Source organism: Mycobacterium sp. ACS4054, assembly GCF_001667275.1.
GTDB lineage: Bacteria > Actinomycetota > Actinomycetes > Mycobacteriales > Mycobacteriaceae > Mycobacterium.
The window spans coordinates 42,833-56,577 of record NZ_LZHV01000014.1; the positions used below are offsets into that span (position 1 = coordinate 42,833).

At 64.1% G+C, this 13,745-nt stretch carries 13 protein-coding genes and 1 pseudogene; 8 read left to right on the top strand and 6 right to left on the bottom strand.

Features of this window, described 5'->3' with window-relative positions; translation table 11 throughout:
- Window positions 1-42 precede the first annotated feature (42 nt).
- The 5 genes from A5730_RS01990 (at window position 43) to A5730_RS02010 (ending at window position 5,597) form a co-directional block, all read left to right on the top strand.
- On the top strand, window positions 43-3,111 hold the full coding sequence (locus tag A5730_RS01990; RefSeq protein WP_067894906.1) for an AfsR/SARP family transcriptional regulator: 3,069 nt from the start codon (window positions 43-45) through the stop codon (window positions 3,109-3,111).
- 21 nt (window positions 3,112-3,132) lie between these two features.
- Complete coding sequence (locus A5730_RS01995) at window positions 3,133-3,576, top strand: DUF3592 domain-containing protein (protein WP_067894909.1); 444 nt, start codon at window positions 3,133-3,135, stop codon at window positions 3,574-3,576.
- A gap of 125 nt (window positions 3,577-3,701) precedes the next feature.
- A complete protein-coding gene (locus tag A5730_RS02000) occupies window positions 3,702-4,094 on the top strand; it encodes a hypothetical protein (protein WP_067894912.1) in 393 nt (130 codons plus the stop codon).
- A gap of 221 nt (window positions 4,095-4,315) precedes the next feature.
- Complete coding sequence (locus tag A5730_RS02005) at window positions 4,316-5,134, top strand: alpha/beta fold hydrolase (protein WP_067894915.1); 819 nt, start codon at window positions 4,316-4,318, stop codon at window positions 5,132-5,134.
- Between the two features lie 118 nt (window positions 5,135-5,252).
- A complete protein-coding gene (locus tag A5730_RS02010) occupies window positions 5,253-5,597 on the top strand; it encodes a hypothetical protein (RefSeq protein WP_067894918.1) in 345 nt (114 codons plus the stop codon).
- A 117-nt stretch (window positions 5,598-5,714) separates the two neighbouring features.
- Here the strand turns inward: A5730_RS02010 and A5730_RS25360 are convergent.
- Together A5730_RS25360 and A5730_RS02015 are read right to left on the bottom strand one after the other, a co-directional pair.
- Window positions 5,715-5,798 (bottom strand): annotated as a pseudogene (locus tag A5730_RS25360) (hypothetical protein); the annotation flags it as partial.
- A 26-nt stretch (window positions 5,799-5,824) separates the two neighbouring features.
- Window positions 5,825-6,619: a GAP family protein gene (locus A5730_RS02015; RefSeq protein WP_197506109.1), complete on the bottom strand. Its 795-nt coding sequence runs from the start codon at window positions 6,617-6,619 to the stop codon at window positions 5,825-5,827.
- A 444-nt stretch (window positions 6,620-7,063) separates the two neighbouring features.
- Here A5730_RS02015 and A5730_RS02020 point away from each other — a divergent pair, with 444 nt between their 5' ends.
- Window positions 7,064-8,416: a hypothetical protein gene (locus tag A5730_RS02020; protein ID WP_369829847.1), complete on the top strand. Its 1,353-nt coding sequence runs from the start codon at window positions 7,064-7,066 to the stop codon at window positions 8,414-8,416.
- Window positions 8,417-8,479: 63 nt separating this feature from the next.
- On the opposite strand, the gene A5730_RS02025 is transcribed toward A5730_RS02020, so the two are convergent.
- Window positions 8,480-9,301 (bottom strand): aspartyl/asparaginyl beta-hydroxylase domain-containing protein, encoded by an 822-nt coding sequence (locus tag A5730_RS02025; RefSeq protein ID WP_082946678.1) that lies wholly within the window; start codon window positions 9,299-9,301, stop codon window positions 8,480-8,482.
- A 222-nt stretch (window positions 9,302-9,523) separates the two neighbouring features.
- Here A5730_RS02025 and A5730_RS02030 point away from each other — a divergent pair, with 222 nt between their 5' ends.
- On the top strand, window positions 9,524-10,171 hold the full coding sequence (locus tag A5730_RS02030) for a TetR/AcrR family transcriptional regulator (RefSeq protein ID WP_067894924.1): 648 nt from the start codon (window positions 9,524-9,526) through the stop codon (window positions 10,169-10,171).
- A gap of 37 nt (window positions 10,172-10,208) precedes the next feature.
- On the opposite strand, the gene A5730_RS25365 is transcribed toward A5730_RS02030, so the two are convergent.
- Both A5730_RS25365 and A5730_RS25325 read right to left on the bottom strand, forming a co-directional pair.
- The gene (locus A5730_RS25365) at window positions 10,209-10,502 is read right to left on the bottom strand and encodes a hypothetical protein (protein WP_082946680.1); all 294 of its coding nucleotides are present in this window, start codon (window positions 10,500-10,502) and stop codon (window positions 10,209-10,211) included.
- A gap of 15 nt (window positions 10,503-10,517) precedes the next feature.
- Complete coding sequence (locus tag A5730_RS25325; protein ID WP_067894930.1) at window positions 10,518-11,732, bottom strand: PPE family protein; 1,215 nt, start codon at window positions 11,730-11,732, stop codon at window positions 10,518-10,520.
- Window positions 11,733-11,873: 141 nt separating this feature from the next.
- Between A5730_RS25325 and A5730_RS02045 the strand changes: the two genes are divergently transcribed.
- Window positions 11,874-12,536, top strand: coding sequence for a TetR family transcriptional regulator (locus tag A5730_RS02045; protein ID WP_067894933.1), 663 nt, complete (start codon window positions 11,874-11,876; stop codon window positions 12,534-12,536).
- 26 nt (window positions 12,537-12,562) lie between these two features.
- Here the strand turns inward: A5730_RS02045 and A5730_RS02050 are convergent, their stop codons facing one another.
- The gene (locus A5730_RS02050) at window positions 12,563-13,648 is read right to left on the bottom strand and encodes a methyltransferase (protein ID WP_067894936.1); all 1,086 of its coding nucleotides are present in this window, start codon (window positions 13,646-13,648) and stop codon (window positions 12,563-12,565) included.
- Between the last annotated feature and the right edge of the window lie 97 nt (window positions 13,649-13,745).

Consider the following 13,745-nt stretch of genomic DNA (forward strand, 5'->3'; position numbering starts at 1 on the left):
AGGTATGGTCTCACCAATCAGATTTTTCCCTGGTTAGGTGTGATGGTCGCGTATTTGCTTTCCGGGGCTGTCGAAGCCCGCGTTGACGGTGCGGTCGCGTCGCTTGGGGGCCCAAAGCAGCGATGCGTGCTCGCTGTACTCCTCGCCCATCACGGCACGGTTGTCAGCGTGGACCGGCTCATCGACTCGGTGTGGGAAGACGAACCACCGGCCAAAGCATTGACCTCGCTTCGTTCTTATCTTGCGAACCTCCGCAAGAGCCTGGCCCCCTCTTCGCCGGCCGCCGCGAGCGCGGCACCTCGGCTGGAGTCCCGGCATTCCGGCTATCAACTGAATCTTGTCGACGGCGACTCCGTCGACCTGCACGAATTCGAGGATTTGGTCAAGACCGGCTACGGCGCGCTGGGCCGGGGTGAGGCAGACAAGGCTTTCGATGTGCTCACCCACGCGTTGACCTTGTGGCGGGGCGACCCATTCGGGGAGTTCAGCCACCGCGACTTCGCACACAGCGACACGTTGCGTTATGCCGAGTTGCGCAATACGGCGATCACGACACGGTTCGACGCCGCGCTGCGCCTCGGCGACGGGCGCGACCTCATTCCAGAAATCGAGGCCGCGCTTGCACAAGACCCCCTGCAGGAGCGGCTATGGGGGCATCTGATGCTGGCGCTGTACCGAACCGACCGTCCGGCGGAAGCGGTGCGCGCGTACGACCGCGCCTGCGCGGTTCTGGACCGCGAGATCGGCACGCAACCCGGCGAACGCCTGCGAGTTCTCTACCAAAAGATCAACGATGGCTCCCCCGAACTCCAATTCGACGGGCAGGGCCCGCGGCGGATCCGCCTGTCAGACGGACCGGTGTCCGGGCGAGAACAGCTGGTTGGACGTGATGTGGAACTGAACGCGATGGCCCAATCGCTGTCGCGGGCGCGCGCCGGATGCGGTGAGCTGGCTCTGGTGACCGGAGACAGCGGTATCGGCAAATCGACACTCGCGCGGGCTATTTGCCGCGATCCGCGCACGGTGGACATGGCCGTCGCGTGGGCCGCGCATCCCAGCGACATCCAGCTGCCGCTTATGTGGACATGGATCCAGATCTTGCGACAGCTCGGAGACGATCTTGGCGAACCCGGCCGAGAGACGCTGCGCAGAACGGTCCCGGGAGTCATCGACGCCCTGGTCCCGGAGTGGAACGACAGCCATGACGCCACGTCGGTGCGCGCCCCCGCGACCGGCTTCGAGTTGATCGAGGGTGTCGTCATGGCGGTTTGCACACTCTCTTCGGTCAGACCGCTATTGATTGTCCTAGACGATCTACATGTCTCGGATTCAGCGTCGTGCGACGTGCTCGTCCTCCTGACGGAGCATCTCCCCCGGTACCCCATTGAAGTCATCGGCAACTGGACGTTCCTCGGCCGAGACCGGCCGGCGAATCGGCCATCGTTCGAGCGACTGATCAGGTCAAGTGGCGTCAAAACCCTGCATTTGAGCGGACTCCAGCGTGATGCGGCGGACGATCTGGTCGAGGCACTCGCGGGCGGGGCCGCCCCGGCGCCCGTGCTTCAGTTCGTCCGGACACATGCCGCGGGTAATCCGTTCTACATCAAAGAGCTTGTCCGGATGATCGCCACCGCCAACGACCTTCAGAGCATCCCGGAATCAGCGGAGGAAAACGTATCCGAGGTTATCGCTTCAGTGGTGAGTCGACGGCTGACGGCGCTTGACCGCCCCTGTCGCCGCATCATGGAGGCGGCGGCGGTAATCGGTCCCCAATTCGACGTCACGATGCTGGCCGACATCGCGCACCTGTCCACCGTCACGGTTCATAGTCAGCTGGAGCCGGCTTACGAGGCCGGACTGATCGACGAGGTTCCCGGTTGGCCGGGAGCGTACCGGTTCAGCCACGGTCTTCTCCGGGATGCGGTCCTGACGCAGGTGCCACCGGCCGAACGTGCCTATTTACATGCCGCAGCCGCGACGAGTCAGGCTGCGATGGTTGACACCGGCGCGTACGAGGACGTCATCGCGGCCGCCGACCATGCCTGGCGCGCCGGCCCGGAACTCGATGCCGATCTGGCACTTGATATTCACGACTCGGTTATCCGGCGGGCCCTGAATCGTTCGGCGTACAACGATGTGGCAATCCTCGCCGCGCATGCGCTGGATGTCTCCCGGCGGATGCCGCCCAAGCCCGAATCACTCGAGCATCAGGCAACATTATGGCTGCACCTGGCATGTATGAGGTCGATCCTGGACGGCCAAAGCAGCGACACCGCCAGCGAAGCACTGCAACGCGCCTTCGAGATCGGCGAACGGGCGAAGGGCCGCAACTTCTACGGCACCGTCGCGATGCAGTGCCTAATCCTTTGCGGGCAAGGACGAATCGGCGAGGCACGGACTCTGGCTAACGGCCTGAACGACCAATATGCCGCCAGTCACGATCCCGACATCGGAGTGGCAAGCCATTTCATCGAAGTCATGGTCCAAGGCCTGAGCGGAAATCTGGATGCGCAAGCGGCCGCGGCCCACAAGATGCTGACGCTGTTCCCGCCGCCGGACGAGGTTGTCGATCCGCTGCACTTCTTCCATCCCCGGGTTTACTGTTGGCTGGCCCTCGCCGAGGCGGTGCGCGGCAACAGGGCCACGGCCGTCGAGTATTGCCAGGCCGGCCTCGAATTGGCGCAAAGCCGTCGCGACCATTTCAACGTGCTCTCGGCCAAACTGGTGATGGTCGAGATCGACGCGGTGCTCGGCATCATCGAGGGCACTGCGGCCACTGCGGACTCCGTGTGCGAGGAGATGAATGCCGCCGGCGCTCAACAATGGGCGGCGTGCGCCGCCATGGTGTCCGTCTGGGCCAGAACCCTCAGCGGCGAAAACCCCAATTCGGACAAGGCATTTGAGGCCTTCGATCTTTACACCAGCGACGGCAGCACCGTTATGACGCCGTTCTTTCTCGCCCTGCTGGCCGACATCGAAGACCACCACGGCAGAAGTGATCGCGCGCACGAACTCCTTGTTCGCGCACAAGCTGTCGCTAGATCAACCGGCGAACGCGTGTGGGACGAGCGGCTGGCGGGCCGCATCGCCGAACTCTCGACTGCCGAATAGGGCCGGGCTCAAGGTTTTCCCGTGGCCGTCAAGATTCTTGCGTTGATCATCTCGTGCGCGGCCATCGCGGCAGGGTGGGCATACGTGCGCACTGCCCGACGCATGTCCTCCTTCGCGACGACCCGCGGCACGGTGGTACGCCGGGAAGTGACCGCGGTGCCCGTTCTTTCCGGCCGCGAGGGCCGCTGGGGGAAAGGCGGCGGGTACCAGCCAACAGTGACGTACACGTATGTGGTCGACGGCGTCGCGTACACCTCGGACCGGTGGGGTTATGCCACCCAAGGGCTTAAGCGCAGCCAGGCCGAACAGGCACTCGCGGCGGTGCCCGACGAAGTCGACGTCCATTACGATCCCAGCGCGCCGCACGTCGCCTACCTGCACACGCATACATCGCGTATCGGGTATGCGCTCATCGCCGGCGGTGCGGTCGGTGTAGTGCTTGCGCTGGCTTCACTGTTGACCTGACTCGCCGATCGTCCAGTCGAAATTCCAATCGGATTCCAACCCCACGTTGCTAGCTTGGCTCAGCGCCGATCGGGCGCGCTCGCCACGGCGTGAGCAATACCTGGGAGGTCCGTATGTATCGATGGATGGCGGTGGCGATCACGACGGCCGCCGTGACCGTGGCGGGATGCTCGACGACGAAGTCGACCGTTGTACAACCCCCCGCTTCCAAGCCGAGTTCCTCCGCGGCGGCCCCATCGCCGCAAGCCGGCTCGTCCCAGGCGGCCGCAGCCGCCGACCGGCTAGACCCGAGCGCCTGCGTCGAAATCACGCAGGCAAACCTCGACCTAGCGACGGCGACCAACGCCGACGCTGCCCGCAAGGCCGGCGACACCTTCGAAAAATATGACCTGCCCGGGTCGGTCAAGGAGGCGGTAGAGCATTTTGTCGGCACGCGCGGCGCGCAGTTCGACGACCCCCAATACGACAAGTACAACGGCGCCATCGAAGGCTGGATCAAACAGGTCTGTCCCCTCTAGAACCGAACTAGCCGCGTCGTGGCGTGCTCGACGTCACGTTCAGCGCATGCTTGGCGACGTACCCAGCACCGGCGACGGAGCCCAGATCGTCCTTGGCGCAACGCAAGACACCCGGTAGCTGGCCGGCATCAACTTGTTGCAAGCCCGCAAGAAAAAACTCGTGACATGCGGTTGACTTCTACTCGAGCGCGGGGTGTACCCGCGACCGCGAGAGGACGACCATGCCTACCATCACCACGTCGGACGGTGTCGAGATCTTCTTCAAGGACTGGGGCTCCGGCCAGCCGATCGTTTTCAGTCATGGCTGGCCCCTGACGGCCGACGACTGGGACGCGCAGATGATGTTCTTTCTGCACAAGGGCTATCGTGTGATCGCTCACGACCGGCGCGGGCATGGCCGATCCGAGCAGACCGGGACCGGCAATGACATCGACCACTGGGTGGCCGACCTGGCCGCGTTGACCGAACAGCTCGACCTGAGCGAGGCCGTCCATATCGGGCACTCCACCGGCGGCGCCGAGGTGGCCCGCTACGTGGCGCGCCACCAGGAGCGCGTGGCCAAGGCGATACTGGTGTCCTCCCCAACACCGAGCATGGCGCAGACGGAGAGCAATCCGGGCGGGCAACCCCAGGAATGGTTCGACGCGGTGCGGGCGGGTGTCGTGGGAAATCGATCGGAGTTCTATCGCGCGGTGCCCGAGGGCCCGTTCTACGGGTTCAACCGACCGGGGGTGGAGCCGTCCGAGGCGGTCATCGCGAACTGGTGGCGGCAGGGCATGTCCGGCAGCGCCCACGCTCACTACGAGACGGTGGCGTCGTGGCTCGAGGACTACACCGAGGATTTGCGGACGATCACCGTTCCCGTCCTGGTGATGCACGGCGACGACGATCAGATCGTTCCGTTCACCAGCGCGGTGCCCCGAGCGGTCGACGTCCTCCAGAACGGTGCGTTGAAGACCTATGCCGGCTACCCGCACGGCATGCCGACCACGCACGCGGATGTCCTCAACCCGGATCTGCTCGCGTTCATCGCGTCCTGACCGGCAATGTCAGGCGACGGCTACTGCCCCAAGTTGGGATCGGTAGTGGCGAGCGCGTTGTCCACTTCGAGTCGAAAGCGGCCCGCGTTGGGCCGCCACCCGACAGAATTGGACGATCATGATGCGACGAATCGTGCGGTTGGCGACCACCACCTTGGTTGCCGGCGGTTTGGGCGTCGCGGGTCTCGGGCTCGCCGCGGGAACCGCCAACGCCGATGGCGGCCCGCACCGCTGGTGCCCGGGAGAGCCACTGCCCCCGACCGGTAACCATGTCACCAATCCGGTCATTTGGGACAACAACATCTGCCACACCTACTACTACGTGTACTTCGGGCAGGGCAATGTCGCCCAGAACATTTGGGACGGTGACAACCCGCCGCCTCCCCCGCCCCCGGCGCCGCCAGCGCTCATCAACAAGGACAACTGCCAACAGATACTGGGCATTTTCTGCCCCCACGCTTGACGGAGGCTGCAGCTGCCTTCCGGCGCTTGTCCGGCGTCGGGGGCCGTGGCCGGCACGGATAACCAGTGTGGTGGCCCGTGTGACGACGTCGAACCCTGGAGCGCGTGTCTGGCACTAGCCTCTGCGTTGCAGTTCGCAGCCAACGCCAACAGAAGGGTCGATGTCGCCCCGAGTGCCGTAGCTCGCCAACGCGAATCTCATTGCCGATCGCCGACTTTCAGGAGTCGTCAGGCGGCGCCCATACCCATCGCCACCAGCAAACCCCCAATCGCCGCGAAGGTGGCGACCAGCAGCCTCCGATGTTGAGCACTGGCCCAGGCGTGCAGCGTTCTCAGTACCGATTCGGTTCTCGCCGGCGTGATCAGATAGCCCAGCAGGATGACCTCGACAACCGCAAGCATTCCGACCAGGAACGCGAAGGCGGCGCAAACCTGCGATCCGAGCGGAGCACCCGAGGGAACGACGACCGCGAGCACGGTGAGAACCACGTCGGGTGACGGCCCCATGAAGACACCGAGCGCCAGCGCAACCCACAACGCCCCGGTTTCCCACCCTCGGTGGGCGCGAACGAGTAGCCGTCGGGTCGCAGATTCATTCTCCGTCGGTGTCCCTTGCCCGAGCCCCAGCAGTCGCGAGACTGCGGTCGGTGTATGCGATTCCAGCAGCACCGACGAGGCGTTTCCGCCCCCCGCAGGCAGGTATGCGCGCTGACGCGTCGCAAAGCGCACGGCCATGATCGCGGCGACCGATAGGGAGAGCACACCCAAACCGATTTGAAGGTGCTGGGCGCCGGAGTGCACGCCCGGGTTGGCCGAATCTTTCACCAGAGCTCTCAGAACCGGCGTGCCGTGCAGCACCAGCAACGGAAGCAGCAGGATGGGAAAGCCCACCATCAGGCTGCCGGCCCAGTAGGTGAGCAGGTTGTGCACGGGCCGTGGCCTGGAGATCACGAGCAGGGTGACACCGAGGCGCAAGGGGTGCACCGCCACCAGTAGCGACAGGCCCAGCACCGAGATCAACACGGTCGGACCCCCTAACCTGTGGAATCGTGTCGGTGGGCTTTAACTGAAGCCGCAGTCACTTCGGCCGAGGCGAACTTCATCGCACATGCGCAGATGGCCGGTCAGGGCCCCGGCCGACAACTTGACTTCCGCGTCGTCGTTTGGGACCGGCTCCATTTTCGCAGCGTACGGGACGCTCCAGCCCGACGAAGAAATTTTGACGCGAATAAGTTAGACGATTTCTGTTCGTCAAACCGAACCTCTCGTAGAAACGAACGCGTGACACGCGGAGTCAGCGGGCGAGGCCGCCTCCGCGGTGACGTGGCGGGTAATGTGCCGCGCCTTTGCTCACCAGAGCGTCACGAAGTTCTCAATCCGCCGCCGCGAGACACCTCGCTGTGAGCAGGCAGACGCCGGTACCCAAATCGCCCGTTTGTCAACGGATTCGGAGGTGATCACCCTAAAATTGCTGCCGTGACTACCACGGCGCAATCGCCGGTTCCGGCCGCTGGAACGTCTGATCCCCTTGAAGTCGCTCCGCCGTGGACGTCGCTGAAGAAAATAGGTTTCCGGCTGCTTTTCACCATTGGTGTGGGGATGCTCTTCGGCGTTGTTGGCGGAAGCGTCGTGAAAGACAGCGTCGGCCGGCACCCGCTCGAACCGATGGTCTGGCTACTCGCGCAGGTCGGCAGCTACTTGACGAGAGGTCGTGGTGTCGAGATCGCCAAGTCGGCCGGCTCGGACGTGTTGTGGTTGTGGTGTTTGCATCTCGGTTGGCTGGTGCTGGCCGTGCTGGTCACCGCGGCGTGGACAGTCATGGATCGGGGGCGTTCCGACTACCGACGCCTGGCCGCGTCGTTGATCGTGTTCGCGCGGTTCGGGTTGGCCGTGGTGTTGATCATCTACGGCCTGGGCAAGGTGATTCCCGTCCAGATGGGGTTCATGACGCTTCCCCATCACCAGCTGCAGCTGACGGGCGACACCAGCCTGTTCGAGACGTTGTGGGGCTTCATGGGCGACTCCCCGGCGTACTCGGTGGCTACCGGGCTGGTTGAGCTGGTGTCGGGACTGCTACTGCTGTGGAACCGCACGCAGCTGCTCGGTGCGCTCGGGGCGGCGACGGCCATGGCGCAGGTGTTACTGCTCAACGTGACCTACGACGTGCCGGTCAAGCTGGCCGTCGGCGAATTGTTCTTGATAGCAATCGGTATCGCGTCGCCATACTGGTCGAACCTGGCCCGCGTCCTGCTCAATCGCGGGGAGACTCGCCCCGTTCAGCACTGGCTGCCGCTTGGTGCGGGTAAACGCTGGCTGCGACGAACCGGCGTGGTCGCCAAGTTCGGTATCGCCGGCTCGTTGCTGGTGTCCAGCGCGATGTGGGACGCCATGTTGTTCAGCGTGTACAACACCCCCACCTCGACGCTCGACGGAGTTTGGCGCGCAACGTCCTTCACCGTCGACGGGCGCGAGGCGGCACTCAATCAAACGAGCCCGCAACCGTGGACCAATGTGGCGATCGCCGACCGCAACAAGGTGCCCCAATTCGGCGTGGTCAAGTTTGTCAGCCAGGCGCCGGCCGGCTACACCACCACCTGGCAGCTCGAGGTCGACGGGGATCGGCTCAAGTTGCGCAAGCCCGAATCGAATTCGGCCGAAGTCTTACTGCGCGCGACCCAGCCGGACAAGGACCGCCTCGTGCTGACGGGCCAGTTGGACGGCAGGCAGATCAAGGGCACATTCGAACGCCGGTTCATGGAACGCGGCGAGTTCGTCTTCCGGCTCATCAGCCCGGTCATCCCGGTGGGTTCGCTGCAGTAATCCCTCGACCGACAGCACCACGTGGAATCACGATGCCCGACAACGGCCCGATTCCCGCGAATATCAGGCAGGAGCTGCAAGCGCTCGATCGAATGCGGCTTGGTTCTTCTTCATTCGACGCACGATGGGCGACCAACCCATAAGCGTGATCATCACCGAGTTGAAGATGTTGAACGGAAACCTCATTGGCCTCACGATGTCGAGGAACAGCACGACGCGGGTTTCCTCGGTGTTGTTCCACACCTCGTGTTCGTAGGTGTCATCGAACATCAGCGCCACGCCCTCCTCAAAAGAGGCGGTCTCGTCACCGACGCGGATTGCACATTCGCCATCCTGCGGCACCACCAGCGGCAGGTGATAGCGCATGACGCCCTGGTAGGGACCGCGGTGCGGAGGAATCTTCTTTCCGGGGGACAGAATCGAGAAGAAGGCGGTTTTCATGCCCGGGATTTCGTGCAGCAAACGCGCGGTATCCGGACATTCTTCGCATTGTTTACCAAATCGCCGGCCGTAAATGTAGAAGAAATAACTAAGCCATTTGTCGTCGTTCGATATTGCTGCTATCGTCTCGACGATTTCTTGATGGTTCGGAATGGTCTCCGGAACCGACAGCAGGGCCTTCAGTTCGGCCTGGACCTTGCTCGTCTCGGAAATGACATGCTGGTGCCATTCGAACTGGGTGGGATCGATGAACGGCGTCGTCTCGACCAGTGAGAATCTCCTCGGGACCATCAGGTTGACCACCTTCAACCCGGGCGCGATGGTCAGAAACAAGAGGTATCGCAATGCCGCCAGCGCTTTATTGACACCACGATTCGGTGGGCCTGCATCCCGTCGACCGGGCGTTATGTCGTCGGTCATTTTGGGTGCGTCGATGGTCGCCATGGAGGTGGTCTCCGATCCTTGTTTTTTTGCGTCGAGTTTGTGCTGATGTCGCCGTACGAAGTGCCTAGCGCCGAAAGACGAAGTTCACTGGCGGACTGCCCTCCCCGCCGGGGCGGCCCGGTTCAATGAAACACATCGTATGAGGTATACAATATGTATTTATTGTGCAACAATGCGATCATATTGTGGCATGCCTTCGCCCCCGTGTCTATGGTTGGAGCAATGTTTCGCGAAGTAGTGTCTGCCGGTCCGCCCGCGCGGGGCGAGCAGTCCAGCGTGGACCGTATTCGCGACGTTGCGCTCAAGACTTTCGCCGTGCACGGCACGGAAGCGACTTCGCTGCGGATGATCGCCGAATCTGCCGGCGTGTCAATTGGATTGGTTCAACACCACTTCAAAACGAAGGGGAACCTCATCACGGCGGTGGACGAGTACGTGATGGCGGTGCTGGGCCAGTCGTTGGCGGGCCCCTTGCCTGGGGCCCCGACGGACCCGGTCTCCGCGGTCGCACACCGGGTGACCGACCTGGTTACCAATCATGCGCCTGTCATCGACTACATGTGTCGCGCTGTGGTCGACTGCACGCCGATGGGCGTGCGAATCTTTGACGGCCTGGTCGACATTGGTCGGGGACACTGGGATCAACTGGCAGAACAAGGAATGGTGCGGCCAGGCCTTGATCCCGATTGGGTAGCGCTCAACCCGATGGTGTTGGTGTTGGGTATCTTTATCGTTCGTTCGCATCTGGACCGGCACCTCCCCGATCCCTTCACTGGCCCGGCGCAGCTGGACAGGTGGCAAAAGGCCACCGACGCTCTGATTCGAAGCGGCCAGATAATCGCACCTGAGCCCAAGACGGGTGGCGACTGACGATCCGCGGTCGTTACGGAACAACACTTCCGCTTCCCTAGCGCACCCCAGCCTGTTCTCGGCTGCGTATCGGGATGCATGAGTGCGAAGCATCGCGTCCGGTCATCGTTGCCATCAGCGCCCGCTGGAAGGTCCGGCCCGGCAAATTCTCCGAAACGGCGGCCTCGACGATCAAAGGCGCCGCCGATGTGACCTCCGAGATGCTCGTCGTCCAGGCCGGCGGCACCGACAATGGACCGAGCGGAACCGCCTCACCCACTCCTGCGGACGGCGCACCGACGGCGGACGAGGGATGGAACGGCCACACCACCCGATACTCAGCGCTCGCCACGTGTCCCGCCTACCGCTAAATGCCTGCTGCCGAAGGGATTCGAGCCCATTCCAACAGCCCACCCACATCGAGCTGAGGCTGAATTCCCGCGGTGCCCGCCAGGCCTGGTGTGGTCAGTCCCCCCAACGCCGAGGCCCCCAACGCGGCGGATGAGCTGGGCGTGGCCGCGGTGACGGTGACGCTGCCGAAGACGTTGGTGATGGACGCACCCGCCGGGCCGGCAATGGCGACGGCGGCGTTCCCGAAGGTTTGGACGGCGACCTGTTCCGTGCCGACAACGGGCAGTGTGGCGGATCCGTTGACGAGGGTGACCAGTACCTCCTGGAAAGAACCAGGGGTGAGGATGAGCGGGCTGGAGCCGGCGGTGACGTCAGCGCCGGCAGGGATCAGAGTGCCGCCCTCGGAACAATCGATAATTGTGTGGATTGTGCTGCCGGAGTTCACAATGACCGAGCCGAAGCTGATGAGATTGGTGCCGGGACCCGTGATCGTGATCGAGCCGCTGTTGACGAACATCCCCGTGTCAGTCCCAATGGTGATGGTGCTGCCCGGGGCGACGGTCACCGTCTGGCCCGGGGCGACGGGCCCGACGGTGTCGACGGTGGTGGAGCCCAGGGTGTGCATCGTGGCATTGGTCGAGGCCACCTGCTGAGTGGCGTTGGCGGCCTGTGCCGCCGCCTGGGCCTGGGCGCCCTGCCCCGCCGGGTTGGTGGTCCGCGGCGGCTCGTCGAACGGGGCCAATGTGCTGGCGGTCTGACACGCGGCGGCATAGCCATACATCGCCGTCGCATCTTGAATCCACATCTGCGTGTACTGAGCCTCGGTCGCGGCGATCGCCGGGGCGTTCTGCCCGAAGAAATTGGTTGCGATCAGCGCCAGCAACTGCGCCCGGTTGGCGGCGATCACCGGCGGGGGCACCGTCATCGCAAACGCGGCCTCGTAAGCCGCCGCCGCCGCGTATGCCTGGGCGCCCGTCTGCGCCGCCTGTGCAGCGGCGACGGACAACCACTCCACATACGGAGTGGCCGCGGCCGACATCAGTAGCGACGAGGGTCCCGACCACGCCTGGCCGGTCAGCCCCGCTAGCTCCGTTGCGTAGCCGCTGGCTGTCGACTCCAGCTGAACCGCCAGCGCCTCCCACCCCGTCGCGGCGGCCAGCATCGGTCCGGAACCGGGCCCGGCGTACATCAGCCCGGAGTTGACCTCCGGAGGTAGCGACGCAAAGTCCATGTGGTCAGCCCTTTCCGCGGACGGCGGTGGCTACATCGCGGCCATGAATAGTTTTTCAACAGATATGGAATAACTCTCGGTGGGCAGCGTACAGCCGTCGCGCTGCCTTTTCAATGACTATTGAAATGATATGCTTCGGCCGTGTCGCCACCTCGGGAACTCGTCAAGCGGCGCGGTAGACGTCAGGGTCAACCCGTGTCGCGCGACGCGGTTCTCCGCGCGGCAAAGCGGCAGTTCGCCAAGCATGGCTATGACAAGACGACGCTGCGAGCGATCGCCGACGATGCGCGAGTCGATCCGTCGATGGTCCTCTACCTCTTCGGCTCGAAGGCGGCGTTGTTTCGCGAGTCGATGAAGTTGGTGCTGCCCTCGGACCTGCTGACGGCCGAGATCGCCGAGACGGACGACGATTTGGGCTGCCGCGTGGTGCGGGCCTACCTTGGCCTCTGGGAACAGCCCGATACCTCCGCGAGCATGGCCTCGATGGTGCAGTCGGCAACGTCCAATCGCGATGCCAACGACGCGTTTCGCGGTTTCCTGCACGACTATTTGTTCACCGCGGTGTCCGGCGCGTTGGGCGGTGGTGACGAAGCGCGACTGCGCGCGATGCTGGCCGCGACCAACCTCGTCGGCACCGCGATGCTGCGATACATCATGCGGGTGCCACCCCTGTCGTCGCTCGGCGTTGACGAGGTGGTCGGCCTGATCGGGCCGACGGTGCATCGGTTCCTGACCGCACCCGCCGAGGAGCTGGGGCTGAACGTGGCATCGCAACCCCCGAGACGGCGCCGAAATACGCGGTGACGACGCCGATCTCGAAGCGGCCGCCGCTACACCGCCGTCGCTTCGAGGATGCTGAGCGGCGACACGGTCTCGACGACGCGGTTCAACCGGAAACCGGCCTTGCCGAACAGTCGGCGATATTCGTCCGCGGTACGTTCGCGCGCGCCGGCGACGACCAACATCTCGATGTCCACCCACTTGCCGTGGAAGTCCCGGTCGTGCTCGGGAATGACGAACTCGCAGAGCAACAATCGCGTGCCGGCGCGGGCCGCGCTGCGGACGTTCTTCAGGATGCGAACCGCGTCGTCCTCGGGCCAGTCGTGGATCACGTTCTTGAGCACATACGCGTCGCCGCCCTTGGGTGCGAAATCGAAGAACGAGCCCTCTTCAATGCGGACGCGGTCGTCCACACCGTACTTCCGCAACAGTTCCGGAGCGCCCGCCACGACCTCCGGAAGATCGAACAGCACGCCGCGCGACTTCGGGGCCGTCTCGAGGATCGCCGCCAACAGCCGACCGTGGCCGCCCCCGACATCGACGATCGTGTCGAACGCGTTGAAATCGTAGGCCGCGGTGAGGGGCACGTTCGCGAACTCGGACACATTGGTCATGGCGGAGTTGAAGATTCCACCGAGTTCGGCCTCTTCGGTCAGGTACTCGAAAGCCGGTTTGCCGCGAAGCTCGGGGACCACCGCATTGCCGGTCCGGATCGCGTCGGTCAGGTGGCTCCAATGCTCCCGATGCTGAGGTGACCCGACCCAGCGGGCCATCCCGGCCATCGAAACCGGCGCATCGGTGCGCAGCGTTTCGGCAAGCGGGGTAAGCGCATAACGCCCGTCGCTGCGCTGGCTAAAAACTCCCACACCGATCAGCGCCCGCAAGAGTCGCCCCAGCGCATCGGCGTCGGCGTGGACCCGGCCTGCCAACTGCTCGCCGGAAAGGGGGCCATCGGCCAGCGCGTCCGCCACGCCGAGGTCCGCTGCGGACGCGATCGCCTGGGCCACCCACGCGTTCAGGATCAATTCCATCATCACCGCCGGAGGCGGAGCGGAGCGTTGGCGCAGCCGCGCCAGATAGTGACGGGCCTGTTCGACGGCTCGCGCGACCCTGACCGGCGGAACCTTAGACGTCAAGTGACTACCTTTCTCGTTCACAGTCGCCACCACGGACGCGTGCCGTATAGGCAGGCAACCGCATTCGCGCGCCGACACACACGGCAACCGCCTAACG